This is a genomic window from Microbacterium sp. (assembly GCF_040394595.1).
GTDB lineage: Bacteria > Actinomycetota > Actinomycetes > Actinomycetales > Microbacteriaceae > Microbacterium.
Genome location: NZ_JBEBSA010000025.1, coordinates 1 through 22,763, shown reverse-complemented (window position 1 = coordinate 22,763; position 22,763 = coordinate 1). Strand labels below are relative to the sequence as shown.

General features: G+C 72.0%; 22 protein-coding genes. 7 read left to right on the top strand and 15 right to left on the bottom strand.

Annotation, left to right across the window (positions count from 1 at the left end):
• Nucleotides 1–162: 162 nt before the first annotated feature.
• Nucleotides 163–792 carry a hypothetical protein gene (locus ABWO84_RS15260; RefSeq protein ID WP_353116082.1) on the bottom strand — a complete coding sequence of 210 codons (630 nt, stop codon included), beginning with the start codon at nt 790–792 and terminating at the stop codon, nt 163–165.
• A 50-nt stretch (nt 793–842) separates the two neighbouring features.
• Here ABWO84_RS15260 and ABWO84_RS15255 point away from each other — a divergent pair, with 50 nt between their 5' ends.
• The 3 genes from ABWO84_RS15255 to ABWO84_RS15245 all read left to right on the top strand — a co-directional run bounded on the left by ABWO84_RS15255 (nt 843) and on the right by ABWO84_RS15245 (nt 2,854).
• Complete coding sequence (locus ABWO84_RS15255) at nt 843–1,703, top strand: spermidine synthase (protein WP_353116080.1); 861 nt, start codon at nt 843–845, stop codon at nt 1,701–1,703.
• A 106-nt stretch (nt 1,704–1,809) separates the two neighbouring features.
• Nucleotides 1,810–2,334, top strand: coding sequence for a hypothetical protein (locus ABWO84_RS15250; RefSeq protein WP_353116078.1), 525 nt, complete (start codon nt 1,810–1,812; stop codon nt 2,332–2,334).
• 31 nt (nt 2,335–2,365) lie between these two features.
• The gene (locus tag ABWO84_RS15245; RefSeq protein ID WP_353116076.1) at nt 2,366–2,854 is read left to right on the top strand and encodes a SprT-like domain-containing protein; all 489 of its coding nucleotides are present in this window, start codon (nt 2,366–2,368) and stop codon (nt 2,852–2,854) included.
• A gap of 3 nt (nt 2,855–2,857) precedes the next feature.
• Here ABWO84_RS15245 and ABWO84_RS15240 read toward each other — a convergent pair whose 3' ends face one another.
• From ABWO84_RS15240 to ABWO84_RS15230, 3 genes are all read right to left on the bottom strand, one after another.
• Nucleotides 2,858–3,244 carry a DUF3054 domain-containing protein gene (locus ABWO84_RS15240; RefSeq protein WP_353116074.1) on the bottom strand — a complete coding sequence of 129 codons (387 nt, stop codon included), beginning with the start codon at nt 3,242–3,244 and terminating at the stop codon, nt 2,858–2,860.
• 106 nt (nt 3,245–3,350) lie between these two features.
• Nucleotides 3,351–4,019 (bottom strand): 2-phosphosulfolactate phosphatase, encoded by a 669-nt coding sequence (locus tag ABWO84_RS15235; protein WP_353116072.1) that lies wholly within the window; start codon nt 4,017–4,019, stop codon nt 3,351–3,353.
• A gap of 75 nt (nt 4,020–4,094) precedes the next feature.
• The gene (locus ABWO84_RS15230) at nt 4,095–6,416 is read right to left on the bottom strand and encodes an LAVTG motif-containing sortase-dependent surface protein (protein WP_353116070.1); all 2,322 of its coding nucleotides are present in this window, start codon (nt 6,414–6,416) and stop codon (nt 4,095–4,097) included.
• Between the two features lie 124 nt (nt 6,417–6,540).
• On the opposite strand from ABWO84_RS15230, the gene ABWO84_RS15225 reads away from it, so the two are divergent.
• A complete protein-coding gene (locus tag ABWO84_RS15225) occupies nt 6,541–7,674 on the top strand; it encodes an ROK family transcriptional regulator (protein WP_353116068.1) in 1,134 nt (377 codons plus the stop codon).
• Nucleotides 7,675–7,746: 72 nt separating this feature from the next.
• Here ABWO84_RS15225 and ABWO84_RS15220 read toward each other — a convergent pair whose 3' ends face one another.
• From ABWO84_RS15220 to ABWO84_RS15175, 10 genes are all read right to left on the bottom strand, one after another.
• The gene (locus ABWO84_RS15220) at nt 7,747–9,201 is read right to left on the bottom strand and encodes an ABC transporter permease (RefSeq protein WP_353116066.1); all 1,455 of its coding nucleotides are present in this window, start codon (nt 9,199–9,201) and stop codon (nt 7,747–7,749) included.
• The gene (locus tag ABWO84_RS15215; protein ID WP_353116064.1) at nt 9,198–9,959 is read right to left on the bottom strand and encodes an ABC transporter ATP-binding protein; all 762 of its coding nucleotides are present in this window, start codon (nt 9,957–9,959) and stop codon (nt 9,198–9,200) included. Before ABWO84_RS15215 ends, ABWO84_RS15220 begins: the two co-directional genes overlap by 4 nt.
• Before the next feature lie 100 nt (nt 9,960–10,059).
• Nucleotides 10,060–10,695: a response regulator gene (locus tag ABWO84_RS15210; protein WP_353116062.1), complete on the bottom strand. Its 636-nt coding sequence runs from the start codon at nt 10,693–10,695 to the stop codon at nt 10,060–10,062.
• Entirely contained in the window at nt 10,692–11,885 is a 1,194-nt protein-coding gene (locus ABWO84_RS15205; RefSeq protein WP_353116060.1) for a sensor histidine kinase, read from the bottom strand. The genes ABWO84_RS15210 and ABWO84_RS15205 overlap by 4 nt, the downstream gene beginning before the upstream one ends.
• Before the next feature lie 88 nt (nt 11,886–11,973).
• A complete protein-coding gene (locus tag ABWO84_RS15200) occupies nt 11,974–12,765 on the bottom strand; it encodes a class I SAM-dependent methyltransferase (protein ID WP_353116058.1) in 792 nt (263 codons plus the stop codon).
• Between the two features lie 266 nt (nt 12,766–13,031).
• Nucleotides 13,032–14,087 carry a hypothetical protein gene (locus tag ABWO84_RS15195; RefSeq protein WP_353116056.1) on the bottom strand — a complete coding sequence of 352 codons (1,056 nt, stop codon included), beginning with the start codon at nt 14,085–14,087 and terminating at the stop codon, nt 13,032–13,034.
• Between the two features lie 348 nt (nt 14,088–14,435).
• Nucleotides 14,436–15,593, bottom strand: coding sequence for an AMP-binding protein (locus ABWO84_RS15190; protein ID WP_353116054.1), 1,158 nt, complete (start codon nt 15,591–15,593; stop codon nt 14,436–14,438).
• 21 nt (nt 15,594–15,614) lie between these two features.
• Complete coding sequence (locus ABWO84_RS15185) at nt 15,615–16,526, bottom strand: 1,4-dihydroxy-2-naphthoyl-CoA synthase (protein WP_353116053.1); 912 nt, start codon at nt 16,524–16,526, stop codon at nt 15,615–15,617.
• A gap of 85 nt (nt 16,527–16,611) precedes the next feature.
• Complete coding sequence (locus tag ABWO84_RS15180) at nt 16,612–17,547, bottom strand: permease prefix domain 1-containing protein (protein ID WP_353116051.1); 936 nt, start codon at nt 17,545–17,547, stop codon at nt 16,612–16,614.
• A 1-nt stretch (nt 17,548) separates the two neighbouring features.
• Nucleotides 17,549–17,896 carry a PadR family transcriptional regulator gene (locus tag ABWO84_RS15175; RefSeq protein ID WP_353116049.1) on the bottom strand — a complete coding sequence of 116 codons (348 nt, stop codon included), beginning with the start codon at nt 17,894–17,896 and terminating at the stop codon, nt 17,549–17,551.
• Between the two features lie 187 nt (nt 17,897–18,083).
• Between ABWO84_RS15175 and ABWO84_RS15170 the strand changes: the two genes are divergently transcribed.
• Together ABWO84_RS15170 and ABWO84_RS15165 are read left to right on the top strand one after the other, a co-directional pair.
• A complete protein-coding gene (locus ABWO84_RS15170) occupies nt 18,084–19,106 on the top strand; it encodes a GNAT family N-acetyltransferase (protein WP_353116047.1) in 1,023 nt (340 codons plus the stop codon).
• 7 nt (nt 19,107–19,113) lie between these two features.
• A complete protein-coding gene (locus tag ABWO84_RS15165) occupies nt 19,114–20,103 on the top strand; it encodes an o-succinylbenzoate synthase (RefSeq protein ID WP_353116045.1) in 990 nt (329 codons plus the stop codon).
• Nucleotides 20,104–20,109: 6 nt separating this feature from the next.
• Here the strand turns inward: ABWO84_RS15165 and ABWO84_RS15160 are convergent, their stop codons facing one another.
• Nucleotides 20,110–20,766: a TetR/AcrR family transcriptional regulator gene (locus ABWO84_RS15160; RefSeq protein ID WP_353116043.1), complete on the bottom strand. Its 657-nt coding sequence runs from the start codon at nt 20,764–20,766 to the stop codon at nt 20,110–20,112.
• 124 nt (nt 20,767–20,890) lie between these two features.
• Between ABWO84_RS15160 and ABWO84_RS15155 the strand changes: the two genes are divergently transcribed.
• Nucleotides 20,891–22,763 (top strand): MMPL family transporter (locus ABWO84_RS15155; RefSeq protein WP_353116041.1); only part of this gene is annotated, 1,873 nt, incomplete at its 3' end.

The window sequence follows — 22,763 nt, the reverse complement described above, 5'->3', positions numbered from 1 at the left end:
GGCGAATGCCGACCACCATATGAGGGCATGGAGAATCACGGAAGCGCAAATAGCTACACTACACGCGATTTCACGACATGTCCAGCGCGATCCTTGACGATCGCTCCGGACTGCGGTATTGGCCCGCGCGGATACCGCTCGACGTCCGCGCAGACCCCGGGATCAGGACCAGTTCCAGGTGGCGAGGACCGACTCCGCGAGCTTCTCGCGGTCGGCCTGCGGGAGGCTCTCGCTGAACGAGAAGGTGACGATGTACGTCTGCGAGGCGTTGCTCACGCCGTACTGCTCGGTGGCGTACGTCACGCCCTGCTGCGTGAACTTGGCGCTGAGGTGCGCGGCCTCGTTGCCGGCGACGTTGACCCGGTCTCCGATCGTGATGTCGGTCGCCTTGACCGTCTCGAGCTCCTTCTTGCCGGCCGTCTCGACCTGCTCGGCGGACAGCTTGCCCGCGGGCGACTTGATGACGTTGAGGTTGTCGGAGAAGCCGTCGCTGTCGGACTCGTTGAGCGCCATCAGCTCGATCGGCGCCTTCACGCCGTCGGTGCGCTGGGTCCAGCCGGCGGGCAGATTGAAGGAGTAGCCGGTGCCGGACAGCTGCGTGCCGGTCGCAGGCGCCACGGTGATCTCCTTGCCGCCGCCCGTGCCGCCGTTGTCCCCGCCGCCGTTGCCGTCGGTCTGGCTCGACGTCGGCTTGTCGCTCGAACCGCCCCCGGGGATCTGCGTGGACATGCATCCGGTGAGCATGAGGGCGGCGATGGCGGCGGCGGCGATGGATCCAGTGATTCGGCGCATGCGGCCACCCTACCCGCGATGACCGACACCGCGCACGTAGGCTCGTCGTCATGGGCCGTGCGAGAACCAAGGACGCCGAGCACCCGCGGGTCCGCCTGGACCACGGCGGGATCGCGGAGATCGCGCCGTCGGAGTTCGGCGGCGGGTACGAGCTGATCGTCGACGGCACGCCGCAGTCGCACGTCGACCCGGACGATCCGACGCATCTGCACTTCGAGTACGTCGTGCGGATGGGCGCGGTGATCGACCAGCTGCCCGCCGGCCCGCTCACCGCCGTGCATCTCGGAGCGGGCGCGCTGACGATCCCCCGGTACGTCGAGGCCACGCGGCCGGGATCCCGCCAGCAGGTGATCGAGTGGGAGGCGCCTCTGGTGCAGCTGGTCCGCGAGCACCTGCCGCTGCCCCGCGGCGCGTCCGTGCGGGTGCGGATCGGCGATGCACGCGAGGGCGTGAAGAGGCTGCCGCCCGCACTCCTCGGCACCTGCGACCTGCTGGTCTCCGACGTTTTCTCCGGTGCGCAGACGCCCGCGCACCTGACCAGCCTGGAGTTCTATCGGGAGCTCGCGGCGCTGCTCTCCCCCGGCGGCGTGCTGCTGGTCAACGTCGCCGACGGCCCCGGACTCGCCTTCGCGCGCCGACAGGTCGCCACCGTGCAGTCGGTCTTCGGCGACGTGGCCGTGCTCGCCGACACCCAGGTGCTCAAGGGACGCCGGTTCGGGAACCTCGTCGTTGCCGCCTCCGCGGGTCCGCTGCCGACCGAGTGGCTGCCGCGGATGCTCGCCGCCGGCCCCCATCCGGCGAAGATCGCGCAGGGCGCCGAGGTCGACGCGTTCGCCCAGGGCGCGCGGATCGTCACCGACGCCGACGCGGTCGCGTCGCCGCGCCCCGATGCGAGCCTCTTCCTGCGCTGACACCCCTCCCGACAGCGATCATTCGGCGTCCCCTGGCGTGGCACAGGAGCTTCGGAGAGAGGGAGGGGCAGACTGTCTTGAGCATCGCGGAGAGGAGCGTCGAGCAATGAATCTGATCCAGGGTTACGACCCCGACACCCTTCGCGAGATCGTCCGTCCGTCGGAGTGCATGGCCCGCCTCGAGGAGATCGAGAGCCAGCGCAGCATCCCCGCGCTGCTGGAGCGCGTGTGGCTGCTGAAGGTGCTCGACCGCCTCGACGACGCGCTCGTGGTGTCCGAGGAGGCCGTGCGCCAGGCGCGCATGGCCGGCACCCGCAAGGACCTGCTGCGCGCCCGCGTGCTCCACGCCACCGTGCTGCAGAACCGCGGTGCCCACGCCGCAGCCGACCAGGAGCTCGCCCACGTCGCGACCGAGGCCGAGGGCCAGGGCTGGGGCGGCATCGCCGCCTTCGCCCACCAGCACCACGGCAAGAACGCCTACGACGCCGGAGAGTACGAGCAGGCGCGCGAGAGCTTCAAGCGTTCCCTCTTCCTGCGCCGCGCGGCCGGGGCCGACGACCGCGACCTGGAGATCGCGCTCCGTGCGATCGACGCCGCGGAGCGCCGCCAGGTCGAGCCGGTCGCGGTCTGACGCTGTCTGATGCCCCGGCTACGGTGAGCGCATGGCCGAGCTGAACCGGGTGCGCGTGTGGGGCGAGGCGCTGATCCGCCTCCACCTCGATGAGACGTGGAGCTTCTCGTTCGACAACGCGAAGCGGCGCGCCGGCGCCTGCCACTACTCCACCAGGAGGATCACCGTCTCCCGCTACCTCGCGGCCCGCTTCGACGACGACGAGATCCACCAGGTGCTGCTGCACGAGGTCGCCCATGCGATCGCGGGCTCCGAGGCCGCGCACGGCCGGGAGTGGAAGCGCATCGCGGGCGATCTCGGCTACGTCGGCGGCACCACGCATCACGGCGAGACCGCCACCGAGCTCGCCCCATGGGTGGGGACGTGTCCGGTCGGGCATGTGGTCTACCGGCACCGGCGGCCCACGCGCAGCACCTCCTGTGCAACCTGCTCGCGCCGCTACGACGCCCGGTTCCTCTTCACCTGGGCGCATCGCGAGATCAGCACGGCCGCGCGCCGCGCCGCGGCGACCCCGCGCTAGGCCTCAGGCCTCGGCCGGCTCGTCCGGGAGCGTCTTCCGTCGCCGGCGCACCAGCAGCGCGATCGCGCGCCAGCCGAGCAGGAACAGGGCGAGCACCAGCGTCGCGACGATGATGAACGGCACGGCGGCGGTCCCTCCGGCGACGACGCGCAGCAGCATCCCTCCCGCGACCGTCACCGCCCACACCACGACACCCCACCACATGCCCCAGGGACGACGGGGCCGCGCCGGGAGCAGAGCGGCGAGGAGGTGGCCCGCGAGGAGGGCCACGAGGAACGGCCACGCGGTGAGGAGGAAGCCCAGGGCGTCCTCCTTGTGCGAGACGCGGCCGATCACCGCGAAGACCAGCACGAGCACGGCGTCGACGACGAGCGCGGGGAGGAACCTCATGCCTCGACCCTACGCGCCCGCCCGTCCGGTGGGAGTCGGGAAACGCAGGCGGGAAGCTCTCCGGGAAGCGTTTTCGCGCACACTCCGCCGACCCGGCGTCGTGAGGTCAGGAGAAGCGGACGAACCGGCCCTCGCGGAGGACGGGAGCAACGGAGACCGCATCGAGCTCTGCGGCCTCGGCGGTCGTGGCGGGGCGGATGCCGGCAGCAGCCATGCGCGCCGTCGACTCGACGCCGTCCTGCAGCTCGCGCCCGGATCCGCTCGCCGAGAGCAGGTGCCGGAGGGCGCGACGCAGCGCGCTGAAGGACTCCGCGGCGACGGCCGCTTCGGGGGAGGCGTGGTCGATCCCCCGGTCGATCAGCGCCGAGACCACGGCCCCGGCTCCGAGCTGGTCCTCCACCGCGAACCGGAGGGAGCCGTCGGGGGCGCGCTCCCCGGCCGCGATCACGCTCACCGAGGTCCGTGCACCGCGGCGCTCCTGGATCCGCCGCACCGCCTCCGCCACGGCCGCGGCGTTGCGGAGGCCGCCCAGCAGCACCTCCGGCGCGCCGTCGGCGTCGCGGCCCGCCAGCGCGACCGCCGCGCCGTTGCTCGACCAGCGGCGGGCGGATTCGAGTTCGACCTCCCCGCCCGCCGCGACGACGTCGGCGACGGTCGAGGAGAACCTCAGCACGTCCACCGAGACGACGACGTCAGCGGGGGCGAGCCGCGCGAGGCCCTCCGCTCCCCACTCGAGGCGGACCTGGTACGGGGACTGGTCGAACGGGGTCGGCATCCGTCCAGCCTAGGACCCGTCCGCCGCGCGGGCCGTGGGGACGACGGCCCGCGCGGCGGATGGACGCGGCCGCTCTCAGCCGGTCACGCGCCGGCGGTTCCGCACGAGCAGCGCGCCGGCGGAGAGCAGCAGCGCGGCGATGACCGCGGCGACGACCGGGGGTTCCGCACCTGTGGTCGCCAGCGAGCCGTCACCCGGTCCGCCCGCCTCGCTCCCCTGGCCGTCCCCGTCGCCGGGACCGTTCCCGTCGCCCGGGCCGCCCCCGTCACCGTCGCCTTCGCCGTCACCCGGGCCATTCCCGCCCGGATCCTTCGGCGCGGTGATCGTCATCGTGCGCAGCACCGACGACGCCGACGAGCCCACCAGGTAGAGCGCCTGGGGCGCGCCGTTCGCGGAGGCCGCCCCCGGGGCGGCACCCAGCGCGAGATAGGAGATCTCCTCCTTCGGATCGCTGAGGACCCGGGTGGTGACCGAGGCGGGATCGATCTGCACGATCCGTCCGGCGACGTTCATGTAGAGGAACCCGCTCGCATCCCATCGCGTGAACACCGGCCGCCACATGCCGAATCTCGTCACCTCGGGGAACACGTTCGCACCCTTCACGTACGCGAGCGTGCGGGGATCGAGGGCGAACACCCATCCGTCCGCGGATCCCCACAGCAGGCCGTCCGGCCCGATGTCGAGCCCTCCGATGAGCGTGGGCCTCTGTCCGGTGGGGAGCTTCAGCGCGAACTCGCCGGTCTTCTTCAGCGTCTTGGCGTCGACGGTGAACAGCTTCGCCTCGTCGGCGGTGGGCACCACGCCCAGCCCGCCCTGGATGGTGGTCGATCCGTAGATCACGTCGCCCTTCTGCGCGACGCCGACCACCGACTGCGCGGGGACGATGTCACGCAGCACGGTCTTGACCCCGGAGGCGAGGTCGATCACGGTGAGCGCACCGCCGAGCGTGCCGTAGTCCGGGATCGAGCCGATCAGCAGCCGCCCGTCGTGCTCACGCATCGCGTAGGGACGATCCTGCTTCTCCCCCAGCTCGAACGCCGGAGCGACGGTCGTGCCCGCCGCCGTGGTCGACAGCCGGACGATCTTGCCGCCCGGATAGACGCCGCCGTAGGTGACGCCCTGGCTCGTGGTCGCCATGGCCTCGAGCTGCTCGAGCGTGAACGAGGTGCGCTGCCCGCTCGCGGGGTCGAACCTCGCGCCGGTTCCACCGGGGTAGCCGCTCATCAGCAGGGCGCCGTCGGCGGCGAACTCGATCGTGTGCAGCGGGCCGGGCTGGCCCGCCATCACTGTCGGGTATGCCGTGACCGCACCGGCGTCCACGTCGAAGACCGTGACCTGGCCGCCGCTCTGGATCGTCGCGAGCACCGTCTTCGGCTGCGCGGGGTCGTCGACGTGCACCCAGCCCGCGCCCCGGAGCGACGTGCCGAAGGGCGCCACGTCCCGCACGTCGAGCGTGGCGAGGTCGACCTCGATCAGACGGCGGTTGACCGGCACGTAGATCCGGCCGTCGCGCACCGGGAGCTGACCGAAGTTGAACGCCCCGACATCACCGGCGACGTTCTTGCCGATGGTCTTCTGCCGCCAGGTGCGCGTGTCGAGATCGTAGAAGGCGAGGCGCATGAGCGGGTCGTAGAACTGGACGACCAGCGTGCGGTCGGCGACGCCCATCGAGTACGCGAAGGGCATGTCCTCGGGCGCGACGCCGAGGAGCGCCGGCAACTCGTCCGAGATCGTCGTGCGCTCGCCGGTCTCCGGGTCCAGGGCGACGACCGAGCCGCGGGAGCCGATCCCCGCATAGACCGTGCCGTCGACGTAGGCGAGCGATCGCACGTAGTCCTGGCCCGGGACGATCCGGCCGTAGTCACGGAGCGAGTCGTCGGAGGGGTCGAAGCGCACCACGCTCCCGGAGGGGTAGTTGCCCACGTACACCCGGCCTCTGTCGTCGACGGCGAGCGACCACACCGACTTCGTCTCGCCGGGCATCACCGCGCGCTTGCGCAGCAGGTCCTTCGCGGGGTCGTACGACCACAGCTCTCCGGTGCCCGCGCCCGTGAACGCGCCGATGTACACGGTGCCGTCGGGGGCGATGATGTGCCGCCACGCCTGCACCACTCCCGGCATCGGATGCGCCGCGATGAGCTTCTCGGCGGTGACGTCGATCACGTTGAACATCGCGTTCTCCGCGGACGCCGTCGTGTAGGCGACCGAGCGACCGTCGAACTCCCCGATCGCGGAGTCGTTCAGCGAGACGGTCTGGATCGGCGACCCGATCGACGTGTCGCCCCCCACCTCGGGGAACACCGGGGCGTCCGCCGCCTGCGCGGCCGAGGGCAGCGCCGTCAGGGCGAGCGCCAGGCAGAGCAGCCCACCGGCGAGCCCTCCTCTTCTTCGAGACATCATCGTCCTTCCTCCGCAGCATCGCGGCTATTTTCGTAGAACTTGCGATAATTAAATCGAGAATACTGTTCACACACAAGCCCGCCGTCGCGCGGGTGCAGGATCACGCCGGAGGACGACCCCGATGAGCGAGACGGATCGCGGACCGGCCCGACTGCGCAGGATGAACGCCGCCCGCGTGCTCGACGCCCTGCGCACGGCAGGCGCCCCCCTCCCCCTCAACGACCTCAGCGAACGCGCCGACGTCTCGCGCAGCTCGGTCGAGTCGCTCGCCGCCGAGCTCGTCGATCTCGGGCTGGTCTCCGCGGAGGCGCCGGAGGAGAACCGCGGCCCCGGGCGGCCGGCCCGCTCCTACGCGCTGCGCGGCGAGGCCGCCGCGCTGGTGGGCATCGACATCGGCGCCCACCGCACCACGGTGCTCGTCGGAGCCCTCGACGCCGTCGTGCGCGGCAGGGCCGAACGCGTCACCGGCCCCGCGCTCGGCCCGCGGGCGCGGCTCGACAGTGCCGTGGACGCCGTACGCGAGGCCCTCACCGAGGCCGGGATGCCCGACTCGGCGGTGCGGCGCATCCATGTCGGGACCGCCGGCATCGTCGACCGCGACGGGATCGTGCAGCGATCGGGTGCGATCGAGGGGTGGAGCTCCGCGCCCATCGCCGAAGCGCTGGGCGTCGTCGCGCCGGCCGCGGCCGTCCGCGTCGACAACGACGTGCGGCTCGCCGCGCTCGCCGAACAGCGCACCGGGGCGGCGACGGGGTACGCCGATCTGCTGCACGTGCATCTCGGCACGCGGGCCGCCGCGGCGATCGTCATCGGCGGGCGCGCCCACACCGGCCACGGAGGCGCCGCCGCCGAGGTCGGGTTCCTCCCGGCGCCGTCGCTCGGACCCGCGCCGGGGCCCGCCGGCCCGGACATCGCCGAGGTCGCCGACGCCCTGTCCCGCGCCGAGTCCGGGGAGCCCGCCGCCGTCGCCCGGGTCGAGGAGTACCTCGCCGCCGTCGTGCAGCGCATCGCCCCGCTGATGGCCGCGATCGCCCCCGACGCGGTCGTCCTCGGCGGCGGCCTCACCCACTCGCGTGCGCTGATCGTGCAGCCGCTCGTCGACGCCGTCACCCCGCTGCTACCCGCCGACGTGCCGGTGCTCGTCGCCGCGCACGGAGACGGAGGCGCCGCGCAGGGTGCCCTCCTCGACGCCGCGGCGGCCGTGTCGAGCGCGCAGCTCCTCGACGCCGCACGCGCGGCATCCACCACACGCTGACCCGACGACGACGCCCCGCCCGCCGCCGGAAGGCGGAGGACGGGGCGAGGTCGTGGAGATCGGCGGGGAAACTCAGTCCGCGGCGAGCGCCTCCACGGGCGCCACCCGAGTGGCGAGACGCGTCGGCGTGACGGCGGCGATGAGCGTGAGCACCGCGGTGGCGGCGACGATGATCGCGACCGGCATCCACGGCACCGCAGGGAGCATGAAGCCCGCCGGCTGCATGTCGGGGAGGACCGGGACCGACCCGAGCAGCGACTGTGCGGCGACCCACCCGTAGGCGATCCCGAGCACCAGACCGACGAGCGTCGCCGCGATGGTCACGTGCGCGGCCTCGAGCAGCACCATCGACCGCACCTGGCGCGACGTGAGACCGATCGAACGCAGCAGGCCCAGTTCACGGCGGCGCTGGACGACACCGATGGTCAGCAGGTTGACGAGGCCGACGGCGGCGATCACGGCCGAGACGGCCACGAGCACCATCATCACCGACGCGAAGGCGTCCATCGGCGCGAAGAACTCCTTCGGGACGTCGCCCGAGCGCATCATGAGAGCCTTGGCCGATTCGAGCGCCACGGCGAACATCGTCACGAGGGTGACGCCCATCACGACGCCGATCGCCATCCGGCTGGACCGCTCAGGGTGGCGCAGGGCGTTCTCCGCCGCCAGGCGTGCGGTCGCGCTGCGCCCGAAGAGCCGTCCGACGAGCCGGAGCACCGGCGGCATGACGAGCACGGCGCCGATCGCGAGACCGGTGAAGGAGAGCACCCCGCCGGCGAAGGCGATCACCACGCCGAGCGGCGTGACCAGACCCGCCACGACCCCGACCGCGAGCAGCGCCGCGCCGACGACCAGCAGCACCAGGGCGCCGATGTGGCGGCCGGGACGGGCGACGACCTCGCTGCGGCTGCGCTCGACGGAGCCGCCGATCGCCTGCAACGGGGTCACCGTGAGCACACGGCGGGATCCCACCCACGCGGCGACCCAGGTGGTCAGTGCGACGCCGACGACGGGCAGCACGATGCGCGGCTGCAGGGTGGTGAAGTCATCGACGGATGTGGACAGCAGCCGGTCTCCGATCGCGACGCCGATGCTCGCGAGCACGAGTCCGGTGACCGCTCCGATCACCGCGCCGATGACGCCGACCGCGAGCCCCTGGTTCGCGACCTCGGAGCGCTGCGAGCGCGCCGAGGCGCCGATGAGACGCATGAGGGCGATGCGGCGGGTGCGCCCCGCGATGATCGTCGAGAAGGTGTTGGCCGTCACGATCGCCGCGACGTACATCGCGACGGCGGTGAGCAGCACCGAGAGGATCGAGACGACGACCTCGAGCGTCTCGCTGTTGCCGATGTAGGGGTCGGCCTGGAGCAGCGCACCGATGTAGGCGGTCACGTCGACGAGGATCACGCCGAACGCCGCGGTGAGCGCGGCGACGAGCACGCTCGCCCCCATGCCGCGTTCGCGGAGCCAGGCCAGCGGGGCCGTGCGCGGACGTTCCAGCGCGGCCTGCGCGACGACGGCGGTCATGCCGCCACCTCGGCGGCGAGCATGTAGGCGGCGATCTGCTCGGCGCTCTGCGACGGGTGGTCGGCCACGATGCGCCCGTCGCCGAGGAACAGCACCCGGTCGGCGTGGCTCGCGGCGATCGCATCGTGGGTGACCATCGCGATCGACTGCCCGTGCTCACGGCTCGCGGTCGCGAGCAGCTGCAGCACCTCGCGCCCGGTCGCGGAGTCGAGGTTGCCGGTCGGCTCGTCGGCGAACACGAGGTCGGGCGCCGTGGCGAGGGCCCGTGCGATGGCGACCCGCTGCTGCTGGCCCCCGGAGAGCTCGTGCGGGCGGTGCTTCAGGCGTGAGCCGAGGCCGAGGGTCTCGATGAGACCGTCGATGCGGGCCCGCTCGATCGCGCTGGGGCGGCGTCCGTCGAGCTCGAACGGCAGCAGGATGTTGCCGAGGGCGTCGAGGGTCGGGATGAGGTTGAAGGACTGGAAGATGAACCCGACGCGGCGGCGGCGCAGGATCGTCATGTCGAGGTCGGGGAGGCCGGTGATCTCGGTGTCGCCGATCCACACCCGCCCCTCGGTCGGGGAGTCGAGACCGGCCATGATGTGCATCAGCGTGGACTTGCCCGAACCGGACGGCCCCATGATGGCGGTGAACTGGCCCCGGCGGATGCCGACGCTGATGTCGTCCAGAGCACGCACGCCGGCGTCTCCGGATCCGTAGGACTTGGTGAGGTGCTGGACGCGGGCGGCGAGCCCCAGGTCCGAAGTCGTGATCTCCATGACTACGACGCTATTTTCGGGTCCCCGTCGCCGTCATCGCCCGGCGGATGCATCCGCCGTACATCGGAAGGATGATCTGCGGAGGCGCCGATCGCCCTCCTCAGGCGAGGCCGTGCTCGAAGGCGAAGACCACCAGCTGCACGCGGTCGCGCAGGGAGAGCTTGGTGAGGATGCGGCTGATGTGCGTCTTCACTGTCGCCTCGCTGAGAAACTCCCGCGCGGCGATCTCGGCGTTCGACAGGCCGCGGGCAGCGAGCGCGAAGATCTCCTGCTCGCGTTCGGTGAGGGCGGCGAAGGCCTCCGGGACCGGCTTGGTCTGCGAGGTGAAGTGGGCGAAGAGGTCGCGGGTCGCGGACGCCGCGATCACGCTCGATCCGGAATCGACCGTCCGGATCGCCGCGAGCAGGAACTCCGGGTCGGCGTCCTTCAGCAGGAAGCCGCTCGCGCCCTGACGGATGGCACGCGCGGCCGCCTCGTCGAGGTCGAAGGTGGTGAGCATCACGACCCGGGGCGGCTCGGCCGCCTTGAGCACCTCGGCGGTGGCCGTCAGACCGTCCATCACCGGCATCCGGATGTCCATCAGCACCACGTCGGGACGGGTGCGGGCGATGACCTCGAGCGCCTCGCGGCCGTCACCGGCCTCGCCGACCACCGCCATGTCGGGCTGCGAGGCGACCAGCATCCGGATCCCGGCGCGGAACAGCGCCTGGTCGTCGACGAGCACGACCTGGATCATGCGGTTCCTCCGATCGGGAGCGTCGCCCGGACGACGAACCGTCCGGCATCCCGCTCGGCCAGAAGCGTACCGCCCACGAGCTGCGCACGTTCGCGCATCCCGATCAGGCCATGCCCGCCGGCACCGGGCGAGGGCTCCGGCTTCACGGCATTCACGACCTCGATGTCCACCCGCTCCGCCCACCAGGACAGCCGCACGTCGACCTGCCCCGAACCGTGCCGGATGGCGTTCGTCAGCGCCTCCTGCAGGATCCGGTAGACCGCGAGCTGGATCGCCCCCGGCGGCTCTCCCGGCGGCATCGGGTCGATCGTGACGCGGGGCTCGACACCCGCCTGGCGGACGTGTGCGAACAGCCCCTCGAGGTCGGCGAGCGTGGGCTGCGGGCCGTCGCCCTGCCGGTGCCGCAGCTGGGTGAGCAGCATCCGCACATCGGACAGCGCACCGCGCGCCGTCTGCGCGATGGTGCCGAGCGCCTGCGTCGCGGCCTCCGGATCGGCGGCCGCCGCGTACCGCGCGCCGTCGGCCTGCGCGATGACGACCGCGAGCGAGTGCGCGACGATGTCGTGCATGTCGCGGGCGATGCGCACGCGCTCCTGCTCCTCGGCGGCGGTGGCCTCGGCGAGCATCTGCGCATCGCGCGTGCGACGTCCGCGCAGCACGACCCGCCAGAGCAGACCGGATCCCCACGCCATCCCGAGGGAGAGCACCGACACCGAGCCGATCAGCGCGGCGAACATGAGCATGCTCAACGGGGAGTTCGCTCCGGCGAACATGTTGTTCCGCTCGATGAACACCACGTAGAGGGTCGCGATGATCCCGCCGCCGACGGCCGACGCGCCGCCGATCCACATCAGGCGGCGGCTGCCCCAGGCGGCGGTCGCGAAGAGCACGCCGAAGATCGCGACGTTCACCGGCGAGGGCCAGAGTCCGCCGAGCATCTGCACGATCGCCCCGGCCCAGGCCACGCCGAGCGCGATCGGCGGGCTCAGGCGCGCGATCGCCACGGCCGCCCACATCAGGATGCCGACGGCGACGTGGTGCAGCGCCGAGAGGTTCGGATCCGCGATCGCCGCACCGCTCGACGGGTTGCCCGAGAGCATGATGAAGCTCAGCGGGAGCGTGATGAAGAGCCCGACGACGGCCCCGACGATGTCGAGGACGAGCTGGTACGGCTTGAGCGGGCGGATCACGGTTCCACGCTACGCGGCGATGCGGCGGCCCGGCATCCGTCTCGGGATGTATCCGCGTCACGGCATATGAGGCGCGGACGCGGGACGATCACGCGCGGGCGATGATCTCACCGTGCGGCACGAGGAACCATCCGTCACCGGCGTCCGCCCACGCCCGCCAGGCATCGCTGATCCCGCGCAGGTCCGCCTCGGTCGCCATGCCGCTGTCGAGCAGCTGCCGGGTGAGGGCGGATTCGAGGATGCGGTCGGCCCACATGCCGCCCCACCACGCACGGTCGGCGGGCGTGGCGTAGCACCAGGTCGAGGCCGTCGCGGTGATGTCGGAGAATCCGGCCTCCCGCGCCCAGGAGAGCAGCCGGCGCCCGGCATCCGGCTCGCCTCCGTTCGCGCGGGCGGCGGCTCGGTACAGCCGCAGCCACTCGTCGAGCTCGGGCAGCAGGGGGAACCAGAAGAACCCCGCGTAGTCCGCGTCGCGCACGGCGACGATCCCGCCGGGCTTCGTCACGCGGCGCATCTCCCGCAGCGCCTGCACCGGATCGGCGACGTGTTGCAGCACCTGGTGCGCGTGCACGACGTCGAAGGAGCCGTCCGCGAAGCCCAGCGCGTGCACGTCCTCCACGGAGAAGTCGATGTTGCGGACGCCCCGCTCCGCGGCGAGTCCTCGCGAGAGCGACAGCGCCTGCTCATCGATCTCGGTCGCGGTCACGTGCGCGACACGTCCGGCGAAGTCGACCGTGATCGTGCCGGGCCCCGCTCCCACGTCGAGGAGGCGGGCGTCGGGCGTGAGGTGCTCCGCGAGGTACGCGGCGGAGTTCGCGATCGTGCGGGTGCTGTGCGAGCGCAGCACGGATTCATGATGCCCGTGGGTGTATGTCGCCATCGTGCCAGTCTGGCACTCCACCGTCAGGGGACTTGCCGTGCGGGTGGGTGGGGTGGGAGCGGTGGGGGTGGTGGGGGTGGGGTCGTCCCGAACCACAGACCACGTCACGAACACCGGACAGATCCAGGGGATCCATCCGCGGAACGGGACGACGTCCGAGAACAGGCACCCGGTCAGGCCCATCCCGAACCACAGACCACGTCACGAACACCGGACAGATCCAGGGGACCCATCCGCGGAACGGGACGACGTCCGCGGAACGTGTCTCAGAGCCCGAGGGCGGCAGCGGACTCCGCGGGGGCGAGGTCCGTGGTGTCGAAGCACCCCTCACCGGGCCGGAGTGGGACGTCGCGTTCGCGCAGGGCCTCCGCGAGCACGGCTGCGGCGCCGGCGTCCGTCGCCTCCGCGAGGTCGTCCCCCGCGAGCACCGGGCCGCCGCCCCGCCGCCGCTCGCCGATGCGCCGACGCAGCGCATCGGCGTCCGCGTAGAGCCGGATGAAGGTGACCTCCGCGTCCGGGAAGGCCTTCGCGACATCATCCGGCGGGATCTCAAGCGGCGCCGCCACAATGAAGACCCCTGCACCGATACCGGCGAACAGCCCGTGCAGGTCGGCGGCGTTCTCCGCCCCGAGGCGCTCGCGGTCCCCGGCCGCGAAGGCGAAGGAGAGCTGCCGCGCGTCGACGAAACCTGCGCACCGCCCCGCGAACCAGTGGCCGCTCACGATCTCCCAGGCGATCCGCGACGTCCCGACGCCTCTCGGGCCTGTGAGCCACAGCACCCGCCCGGGGACAGGCCTCGGCGCGTCGGCCTCCGAGCCGCCCGCATCCGACGTTTCCCGCCGCCACTCGGCGAGCACGGCCTCCACGGTCTGGGCGAGGGACTCGTGGTCCGTCGCGCGGCGCTGCCACGCGGGATGCACGCCGCCGGCTTCGCGTGCGCTCTCCACGACGACCGCGTCGATCTGCTCCTGCGGCCAGCCGCGAGGGGAGAGTCGGGCGCGCTGGGTCTGCTCCGTGACGTCCAGCCACAGCGACGTCGTCGCATACGCGGATGCCGGCGGCCGATCCCCCGGATCGGCGACGCCCGAGACCACGAGCGCGGCGCACCCGGCGGCGGCGAAACGCGCGGAGACGAGCGCGAGGGCGCGTTCCTTGAGCAGCCACCGCTGCGGATCGTCCGCCGGCGCCGGATAGCACATGCCGAGCTGATCGATGTCGACGTAGGCCACGGCCTCCCCGGCATCCGTCAGTCGCCGCGCGATCTCCCACGCGACCGCGGATTTCCCCGCGCCGGGCACTCCGGCGATCCGCAGCAGATCCATGCGCGCCAGCCTAGCGATGCGGATGCTCCTTCGTCCCTGCCCGAACCCCGGACACCGTCACGAATCCCGAACGTCCGAACCCGATCCACCCGCCAAACGCGACACCACCCGCGAAACGGGACCACCCCACCACCCGGCCCGAATCCCGGACACCGTCACGAATCCCGGACACCGTCACGAACCCCGGACGTCCGAACCCGATCCACCCGCCAAACGGGACACCCTCCGCCAAACGCGACCACCCCACCACCCCGCCCGAACCCCGAACACCGTCACGAATCCCGGACGTCCGAACCCGATCCACCCGCCAAACGGGACACCCTCCGCCAAATGGGACGACTCCCCGACTCACCCGAGCAGTCGCCGGATCGCCTCCCGGTCGGGTTTGCCGCTGCTCAGCATCGCGAGCTCGTCCACGAGCACGAGCCGTGCCGGACGCGCATGCGCCCCGATCTCCGCGGCGACGGCCTCCCGGGCCTGTCGGAGCTGCTCCGACTCGCTGCGCCGCAGAGCCTCCCCGCGGGGGGCCACGATCACCGAGGCCTCACCCCATCGGGCGTCTGCTGTCGCGACGACCACGGCGCCGGTCAGGCCGGGAACTCCACGGACGATCCGCTCCACACGGTCGAGCGACACGTTGATGCCCCCCGACACGATCACGTTGTCCGCGCGTCCGTGCACGCGCACGACGCCGTCCTCGACGATGCCGAGGTCTCCGGTGCGGTACCAGCGGACACCCTCCGCGTCGGTCTCGAACACCTCGTCGGTCAGAGCGGGGTCGCCGAGATAGCCGTCTGAGAGGGTCGGCCCGGCGATCCGCAGTTCGCCGTCGACGCTCTGCACCCGCACGTCGTCGAGGGGAACGCCGTCGTAGACGCACCCGCCGGAGGTCTCGCTCGACCCGTAGGTGCGCACGATGCGGACGCCCGCCGCCGCCGCACGGTCGCGCAGCTGCTCGGGGAGCGCCTGCCCTCCGATGAGGATCGCGTCGTAGGCGGCGAGCGCGGAACGCAGGCCCCGCTGTCCCTCGGCGGCCGCGCCGAGGAGGGTGCCCAGCTGGGCGGGCACGAGGGACGTCAGCAGAGGGCCGTCGTCGGGCCGCCGGCGCAGGGCCGCGCGCGTGGCGTCGACGAAGGAGCCGGGCGCGAAGCGTCCGTCGAGGTGCACGGGCTCGGTCCCGGCGAGGATCGATCGCACGACCACCTGCAGCCCGGCGACGTAGCCGGCCGGCAGCGCGAGCATCCACTGCGCTCCCCCGGCGGCATCCGGAGCGAGCCGGCGTGCGGTCGCGTCGGCGCTCGCACCCAGGGCCTCGGCGCGCAGCATCACCCTCTTCGGAACCCCGGTCGACCCCGAGGTCGCGATGACCACGGCGATGCCGTCCGGCACCTCGAGGTCCTCGGGGACGCCGAGCGCGAGCGCCCCGTCGCCGTCGAGCGCGCGCATGGCGGCGGCCGTGAAGGCGGCGAGGTCCTCGGGATCGACCGCGCGCGCGATCCGCGTCATCCGATCACCTCGGCTCCGTCCTCAGAAGTGCCAGGGATAGGGCGACCAGTCGGGGTCGCGCTTCTGCAGGAAGGAGTCGCGGCCCTCGACGGCCTCGTCGGTGCCGTAGGCGAGCCGGGTGGCCTCACCGGCGAACACCTGCTGCCCGACCAGGCCGTCGTCGACCGCGTTGAAGGCGAACTTCAGCATCCGGATCGCCGTGGGCGACTTGGTGAGGATCGTCCTGGCCATCGCGATCGCCTCGCGCTCGAGCTCCGCGTGCGGCACGACGCGGTTGACCGCCCCCATCTCCTGGGCCCGCCGGGCGCTGTACTCCTCGGCGAGGAAGAACACCTCACGGGCGAGCTTCTGCCCGATCTGCCGGGCGAAGTAGGCGGAGCCGTATCCCGCGTCGAAGCTGCCGACATCGGCGTCGGTCTGCTTGAAGCGGCCGTGCTCGGCGCTCGCGATCGTCAGGTCGCAGACGACGTGCAAGGAGTGCCCGCCGCCGGCCGCCCAGCCGGGGACGACCGCGATCACCACCTTCGGCATGAATCGGATGAGCCGCTGCACCTCGAGGATGTGCAGACGTCCGGCTCGCGCCTGGGCCGCCGCGGGCACCTCCGCCTCGTCCTCGGAGTACTTGTAGCCGTCCCGTCCGCGGATGCGCTGGTCGCCGCCGGAGCAGAACGCCCACCCGCCGTCCTTCGGGCTGGGGCCGTTGCCGGTGAGCAGCACGACGCCGATCCGAGGGTCCTGCCGCGCCTCGTCGAGGGCCCGGTAGAGCTCGTCGACCGTGCGCGGACGGAACGCGTTGCGCACCTCCGGACGGTCGAACGCGATGCGGGCGATCCGTCCGTCGCGCGAGACGTGCGCGGTGATGTCGGAGTAGTCCTCCGCGCCGGGGGCGATGGTCCACTCGGCGGGGTCGAAGAGCTCGGAGACGTCGGTCACGGCTTCCACCTTATTCCCGCGGGCCCGGCGCCGATCCCGGCATCCGGTGCCGGCGGATCCGCCCAGCGCTCCGGCATCCGGCGTTTCAGCCCCGCCTCACGCGGCGGAACGGGTCGATCGCCGAGGTGAGCAGCACGCCGAGGAGGATCGCGGAGAAGACCGCCTTGAGGATCACCGCGACCGTGGCCTGGGCGGGGCCGAAGAGCGCGAGGAAGTCCGGGGCCAGGACGCGGTCCTGCCAGGTGAGCATGAGTCCGAACACGACCGTGATCGCCGCGAGCACGGCGTTCGCCGCCGCGAGGCCGACCGTCCAGCGCCCGTGCGCCAGGACGATTCCCGCGACGACGACCGTCAGCCCGAGGACCACGAGGAACCCGACCGCGTACACCGGCCACAGCTCGGATGCCAGAAGGTGCACGTTGTCGTCGCCCCATCCGATGAAGCGGTCCCAGGCGAACGCGCCGCCGAGGATGACCGCCATCACGACGGTCGCGACGAAGTCGGATGCCGCGGCACCGCGGGCCTGCGTCTGCGGCAGCATGTCCGGGTTCCAGTCGAGCACGGTGTCGCCCGTCGATCCGGTGCGCTCCAGGATGAAGAACACCAGGGTCGTCCAGAAGGCGACGTGCACGCCCGCCTGCAGCACCGTGACGATGATCGCCCCGATCACGGCGCCCGTATCGCCGCCCTGCAGCAGCGTGCCGACGGTCACGCCGAGCGCGGCGAACGGCAGCACGACGGCGAGCAGCACTTTGAGCACCCGCAGCCAGGCGGCGTAGTACCGCGGCCCGATGAGGTGCATCGGACGATCGGTGAGCGACGCGGCGTAGGCGCGCGGCTCGCCGAGCTCGGCCACGACGGCGCGCTCGGCCTCGTCACGGGGGCGCCCCGCCTCGAGCAGCGGCTCGACCTGGTCGGCGATCGACGCCTCGACCTCGGCGACGATCTCGTCGCGGGCGGATGCCGGGACGGCGCGGGCGACGGCGGTGACGTATCGCTCGGCGTAGGTGTGCGTGGACATGTCAGTTCTCCCCTTCGGTCAGGGTCTGCGTGAGGGCGTCCGTCGCCGCGGCGATCGCGGCGACCTCGCGGGTCAGGGTCTCGGCGAGCCGGATGCCGGCGTCCGAGGTGCGGTAGAACTTGCGGGGCCTGGCCTCGTCGGTGTTCCACTCGCTCTCGAGGAACCCCTGCTTCTCCAGTCTGCGGAGGAGCGGGTAGAGCGTGTTCGCATCGGTGGGGAAGCCCGCGCCTGCGAGCTGCTCCAGAAGGCCGTATCCGTAGCCGGGCTCGCGCAGCAGCTGCAGGCTCGCCAGCACGATCGTGCCGCGCCGCAGCTCCTGCAGATGCCCGTCGAACTCGTTCCCGTTCATGTCGATGACATTACTGTGCGTCACACACTATTGTCAATAGTCGCATATCGTGCGGCATCCGATCCACGACGTTCTGCACTCGCGGCGACGTTCTGCATCCGGAATCCGGCTGTGACGGATGCCGTCCGTGTCGGCGAGTGCAGAACGTCGCAGGCGACACCGCGAGGCTCCCCGGTAGCGTGGACGGATGCCGCCGATCCGGATCCTCGCCATCGACCCCTTCGACGACACCGCCGTGGACGCGTGGTGGGACGCCTACGCCACCGCCAAGCGCGCAGGAATGGGAGAGGACGCCCTCATCTGGTCGCGGGAGGAGCGGCGCGCGGAGCTGCAGCAGACGCCGACGACCTCCGAGACGCGCGCCTTCGTCGCCGTGGAGGGAGAGACGGTGGTGGGCTCCGGATCGCTCACGCTCCCCCTCAAGGACAACCGGCACGTCGGAGCCCTCGGCGTGAACGTGCCGCCGGAGCATCGTCGCCGCGGGATCGGCTCCGCGCTCCTCGCACACCTCACGTCCGAGGCGGTTGCGGCGGGGCGCACCACCCTGCGCGCGGAGACGAGCTGGCCGGCGTCCGCCCCCGCCGACGGATCCGGGGAGGCCGGGCTCGAGTTCGGGCTCCGCCATGGGTTCGCGGTGGCGATCGGCGACCTGCAGAGCCGGCTGACCCTGCCGGTCGCGGACGCGGTGATCGACGAGATGCTCGCCGAGGCCCCCGCCGAGGGGTATGGGATCCGCAGCTGGACCGGGCCCGTTCCCGAGGACCTCGTCGCGGAGTGGGCCGCGCTCGACGCCGTGCTCGACACCGAAGCCCCCACCGGCGATCTCGATGTCGAGGCGTCGTCGGCCGACGTCTCCGACTACCGTGCCGACGAACGGCTCATCGACGCGCAGGGCCGCACCTGCTTCGGGGCGGTCGCGGTGACCGCCGACGGACACGTCGCCGCCTACACGCAGATCGTGGTCTCGCGCGACGACGGCAACGCCTACCAGTGGGGCACGCTCGTGCGCCGGGAGGACCGCGGCCGACGACTCGGGCTGCGCGTCAAGCTCGAGAACCTGCGGATGCTGCAGCGCCTCTCCCCGGAGACGCCCCGGGTGTACACCTTCAACGCCGAGTCGAACGCGCACATGCTGGCGGTCAACGTGCGGCTCGGCTTCGTCGCGACGGCTCGGATGGCGGAGATGCAGAAGCGGCTCGGCGCGGCATGATGGACGCATGCTGACGCCTCTCGCCGACCTCCTCGCCACCGCCCGCGTCGTCGCGCTTCCCCTGCACACCCGGTTCCGCGGAGTCGATGCGCGCGAGGCGCTGCTCCTCGAGGGGCCGGAGGGGTGGGCGGAGTTCTCCCCCTTCGCCGAGTACGGCGATGCCGAGGCGGCGACCTGGCTCGCCGCGGCGATCGACTTCGGCTGGGCCGCGCAGCCTGCGCCGCTGCGAGCGCGCATCCCCGTGAACGCCACCGTCCCCGCTGTGGCGGCCGCCCGCGTGCCCGGCGTGCTCGCCCGGTTCGACGGATGCCGCACGGCGAAGGTCAAGGTCGCCGAGGCCGGGCAGCGCCTCGAGGAGGATGTCGCACGCGTCCGCGCCGTCCGCGCCGAGATGGGACCGGAGGGCCGGATCCGCGTGGATGCGAACGGCGGCTGGAACGTGGACGAGGCCGAGCGGGCGCTGCACGCCCTCGCGGAGTTCGACCTGGAGTACGCCGAGCAGCCCTGCGCGACCGTCGACGAGCTGGCGGAGCTCCGCCACCGCGTGAGGTACATGGGCATCCCGATCGCCGCGGACGAGAGCGTGCGCAAGGCGTCCGATCCGCTCGCGGTCGCACGAGCCGGCGCCGCCGACCTCCTCGTCGTCAAGGCACAGCCGCTCGGCGGCGTCCGCCGGGCGCTGTCGATCGTCGCGGAGGCGGGACTCCCCGCCGTGGTCTCGAGCGCGCTCGACACCGCGATCGGGCTGTCGCAGGGCGCCGCTCTCGCCGCCGCCCTCCCGTCGCTGGAGTACGACTGCGGCCTGGGCACGGCCTCGCTGTTCCTGGAGGACGTCGCCGATGCGCGCCCTCACGACGGATCGATCCCGGCCGTGCGCCCAGTGCCCGACGCCGCCGCCCTGGACCGCCTGGCGTCCGCGGACGACCGCCGCGACTGGTGGCTCTCGCGTCTGCGACGCTGTCACGCCCTGCTCGCGACCGCCGAGCAGGCGGGCTGAGCCGGCTCAGCCTCGGTCGTCCGACGCGGCGGGCCGCTCCTTCGCCTCGGACACCATGAGCGACACCATGCGGCCGAGCGCCGCGCTGCCCGACTGGCGGAGCTGTTCCTCGTCCTGGCCCGCCATGGCGCCGCGCACCGTGATGCCCTCCCACACGATCATCAGCAGCCGTGCCGTGGTCTCGGCGTCCATCTGCAGGTCGAGACACTCCTTGTCGACGATGTCCCGGATGATGCGCGCGATGCCGCCGACCATCTCGTTCTCGCCGGCGAGGTAGGCGGCGCCGAACTCCCGGTCGCGGAGGGCGCGGATGCGGATCTCGCTCATCAGCATCACTCCGAGCCGGTCGTCGGCACCGGAGTCCATGACCTGCTGCACGAGGGACACCGGGTCGTCGAGGGCGAGCGCCCCGGATGCGGTCAGCTGCTCGACGCGTGCGCGCACCGCGTTCACACGCTCTTCGCCCACCGCCCCGGCGAGCGTCAGGAACAGTTCATCCATCGACGCGAAGTTCGAGTAGAAGGCTCCGCGGGTGAAGCCGGCGCGTTCGCAGACCGCTTCGACGGTCGCGCCCTCCAGGCCGACCTCCGCGAACACCTGCGCCGCGGCATCGAGAAGGCGCGAGCGGGTGTTCTCCCTGCTCCGAGTAGCGGGTGTCGACATCGAGACCTCCATCCCCCACTGTGTCACGACTCACACCGGGCACACAGCATCCGGCATCCATCGCGTTCTACGATACAGTCACGTATTCAATACATCTGTGCATCGACCTCGCCGGAGGAATCGCGTGTCCACTCTCCTGTCCTCGCTCGGACGCTGGTCGTACCGCCACCCGTGGCGCGTGCTCGTCTCCTGGCTGATCGTGCTCGGTATCGCCGGAGGAGGGGCCATCGCCCTGAACGCCGGCACCGACAACACGTTCTCGATCCCCGGCACGGAGTCGCAGGCGGGCCTGGAGCAGCTCGAGCGCACGTTCCCCCAGGTCAGCGGCACGAACGCGCAGTTCATCGTGGTGGCCGCCCCCGGATCGCACGTCACCGACGAGGCCTATCGCACGAAGATCGAGGACGCCGTGGGCTCCCTCGGCGATGTGAAGGGCGTCCTCGCCGTCACCTCCCCCTACGACGAGAACATCGAGGGGATGATCAACGCCGACCGCACCGCGGCGATCGTGCGGATGCAGTTCGAGGGTCAGTCGTCCAACGTCCCCGCGGAGACCAAGGACGAACTGAAGTCGGAGGTCGACGCTCTCGGGAAGACGCTGCCCGAGGGGTCGAAGACCGCGCTCGGCGGCGAGCTCTTCGCCGTCTCGATCCCCAGCATCTCGATCACCGAGGCCGTCGGGCTCATCATCGCCCTGCTGGTGCTCATCGTCACCTTCCGCTCGTTCGTGGTCGCCGGCCTGCCGCTGCTCACCGCAGTGCTCGGCGTGGGCATCTCGATGGCGGGGATCCTCACGGCCACCGCATTCGCCTCGGTCGCGTCCACCACCCCGCTGCTCGCCCTCATGCTCGGGCTCGCGGTCGGCATCGACTACGCGCTCTTCATCGTCGCGCGGCACCAGGATCAGGTGCGCGCCGGGGTGGAGCCGGAGGAGTCCGCGTCGCGGGCCGTCGGGACCGCGGGCTCTGCCGTCGTGTTCGCCGGCATCACGGTCCTCATCGCGCTCATCGGCCTCGGCTTCGCCGGCATCCCGTTCCTCACCACCATGGGCGTCGCCGCCTCGGCCGCGGTGGCCGTCGCCGTGCTCATCGCCGTCACCCTCACGCCCGCCTTCCTCGGCTTCCTCAAGGGACGCGTCATCGGCCGCCCCCGGCGGGCGAAGCCGGCGAAAGCCGCGAAGAAGGACGCGGACGCCGCGCCCGCCGTGACCCGGCGCTCGTTCAGCCAGCGCTGGGTCGCGGGCGTCACCCGTCGCCCCGTGCTCGTCTCGCTCGCGATCGTGCTCGGACTCGGCATCGTCGCGGTCCCCGCGCTGAGCCTGAACCTCGCCCTGCCGAACGCCGGCGTGCTGCCCAAGGGCAACGAGGCGCGGCAGAGCTACGATCTCACCGGCGAGGAGTTCGGACCCGGCTTCAACGGTCCCCTCATCCTCACCGGAACGATCGTCACCTCGACCGATCCGCTGAACCTGATGAAGGACCTCGGCGACGAGGTGGCCGCCCTCCCCGGGGTGGCCGAGGTCCCGCTGGCCACTCCGAACGAGACGGCCGACACCGGGATCGTCCAGATCATCCCGAAGACGGCACCCGACGACCCGAAGACCGCCGACCTCGTGCGGGAGCTGCGCGCGCATCACGACGAATGGCTCGAGAAGTACGGCATCGACCTCAAGGTGACCGGGTTCACGGCCGTCGCGATCGACGTCTCCGACCAGCTCGGGGCCGCGCTGCTGCCGTTCGGCGTCTTCGTGATCGGGCTCTCCCTGGTGCTGCTGACGATCGTGTTCCGTTCGATCTGGGTGCCCCTCACGGCCGCCCTCGGCTACCTGCTCTCGATCGTCGCCGCGTTCGGCGTCGTCGCGGCGGTCTTCGAGTGGGGCTGGTTCGCCGATGCCCTGCACGTGGCCCGCACCGGCCCGATCATCAGCTTCATGCCGATCGTGCTGATGGGCGTGCTGTTCGGGCTCGCGATGGACTATCAGGTGTTCCTCGTCTCGC

Coding starts and splice junctions, on each gene's coding strand:
- ABWO84_RS15175 (WP_353116049.1), bottom strand. CDS start 17,896: ATGAACGGGAACGAGTTCGACGGGCATCTGCAGGAGCTGCGGCGCGGC.
- ABWO84_RS15225 (WP_353116068.1), top strand. CDS start 6,541: ATGAGCGAGACGGATCGCGGACCGGCCCGACTGCGCAGGATGAACGCC.
- ABWO84_RS15255 (WP_353116080.1), top strand. CDS start 843: ATGGGCCGTGCGAGAACCAAGGACGCCGAGCACCCGCGGGTCCGCCTG.
- ABWO84_RS15245 (WP_353116076.1), top strand. CDS start 2,366: ATGGCCGAGCTGAACCGGGTGCGCGTGTGGGGCGAGGCGCTGATCCGC.
- ABWO84_RS15220 (WP_353116066.1), bottom strand. CDS start 9,201: ATGACCGCCGTCGTCGCGCAGGCCGCGCTGGAACGTCCGCGCACGGCC.
- ABWO84_RS15180 (WP_353116051.1), bottom strand. CDS start 17,547: ATGTCCACGCACACCTACGCCGAGCGATACGTCACCGCCGTCGCCCGC.
- ABWO84_RS15215 (WP_353116064.1), bottom strand. CDS start 9,959: ATGGAGATCACGACTTCGGACCTGGGGCTCGCCGCCCGCGTCCAGCAC.
- ABWO84_RS15230 (WP_353116070.1), bottom strand. CDS start 6,416: ATGTCTCGAAGAAGAGGAGGGCTCGCCGGTGGGCTGCTCTGCCTGGCG.
- ABWO84_RS15170 (WP_353116047.1), top strand. CDS start 18,084: ATGCCGCCGATCCGGATCCTCGCCATCGACCCCTTCGACGACACCGCC.
- ABWO84_RS15200 (WP_353116058.1), bottom strand. CDS start 12,765: ATGGCGACATACACCCACGGGCATCATGAATCCGTGCTGCGCTCGCAC.
- ABWO84_RS15165 (WP_353116045.1), top strand. CDS start 19,114: ATGCTGACGCCTCTCGCCGACCTCCTCGCCACCGCCCGCGTCGTCGCG.
- ABWO84_RS15250 (WP_353116078.1), top strand. CDS start 1,810: ATGAATCTGATCCAGGGTTACGACCCCGACACCCTTCGCGAGATCGTC.
- ABWO84_RS15195 (WP_353116056.1), bottom strand. CDS start 14,087: ATGGATCTGCTGCGGATCGCCGGAGTGCCCGGCGCGGGGAAATCCGCG.
- ABWO84_RS15240 (WP_353116074.1), bottom strand. CDS start 3,244: ATGAGGTTCCTCCCCGCGCTCGTCGTCGACGCCGTGCTCGTGCTGGTC.
- ABWO84_RS15160 (WP_353116043.1), bottom strand. CDS start 20,766: ATGTCGACACCCGCTACTCGGAGCAGGGAGAACACCCGCTCGCGCCTT.
- ABWO84_RS15260 (WP_353116082.1), bottom strand. CDS start 792: ATGCGCCGAATCACTGGATCCATCGCCGCCGCCGCCATCGCCGCCCTC.
- ABWO84_RS15235 (WP_353116072.1), bottom strand. CDS start 4,019: ATGCCGACCCCGTTCGACCAGTCCCCGTACCAGGTCCGCCTCGAGTGG.
- ABWO84_RS15210 (WP_353116062.1), bottom strand. CDS start 10,695: ATGATCCAGGTCGTGCTCGTCGACGACCAGGCGCTGTTCCGCGCCGGG.
- ABWO84_RS15190 (WP_353116054.1), bottom strand. CDS start 15,593: ATGACGCGGATCGCGCGCGCGGTCGATCCCGAGGACCTCGCCGCCTTC.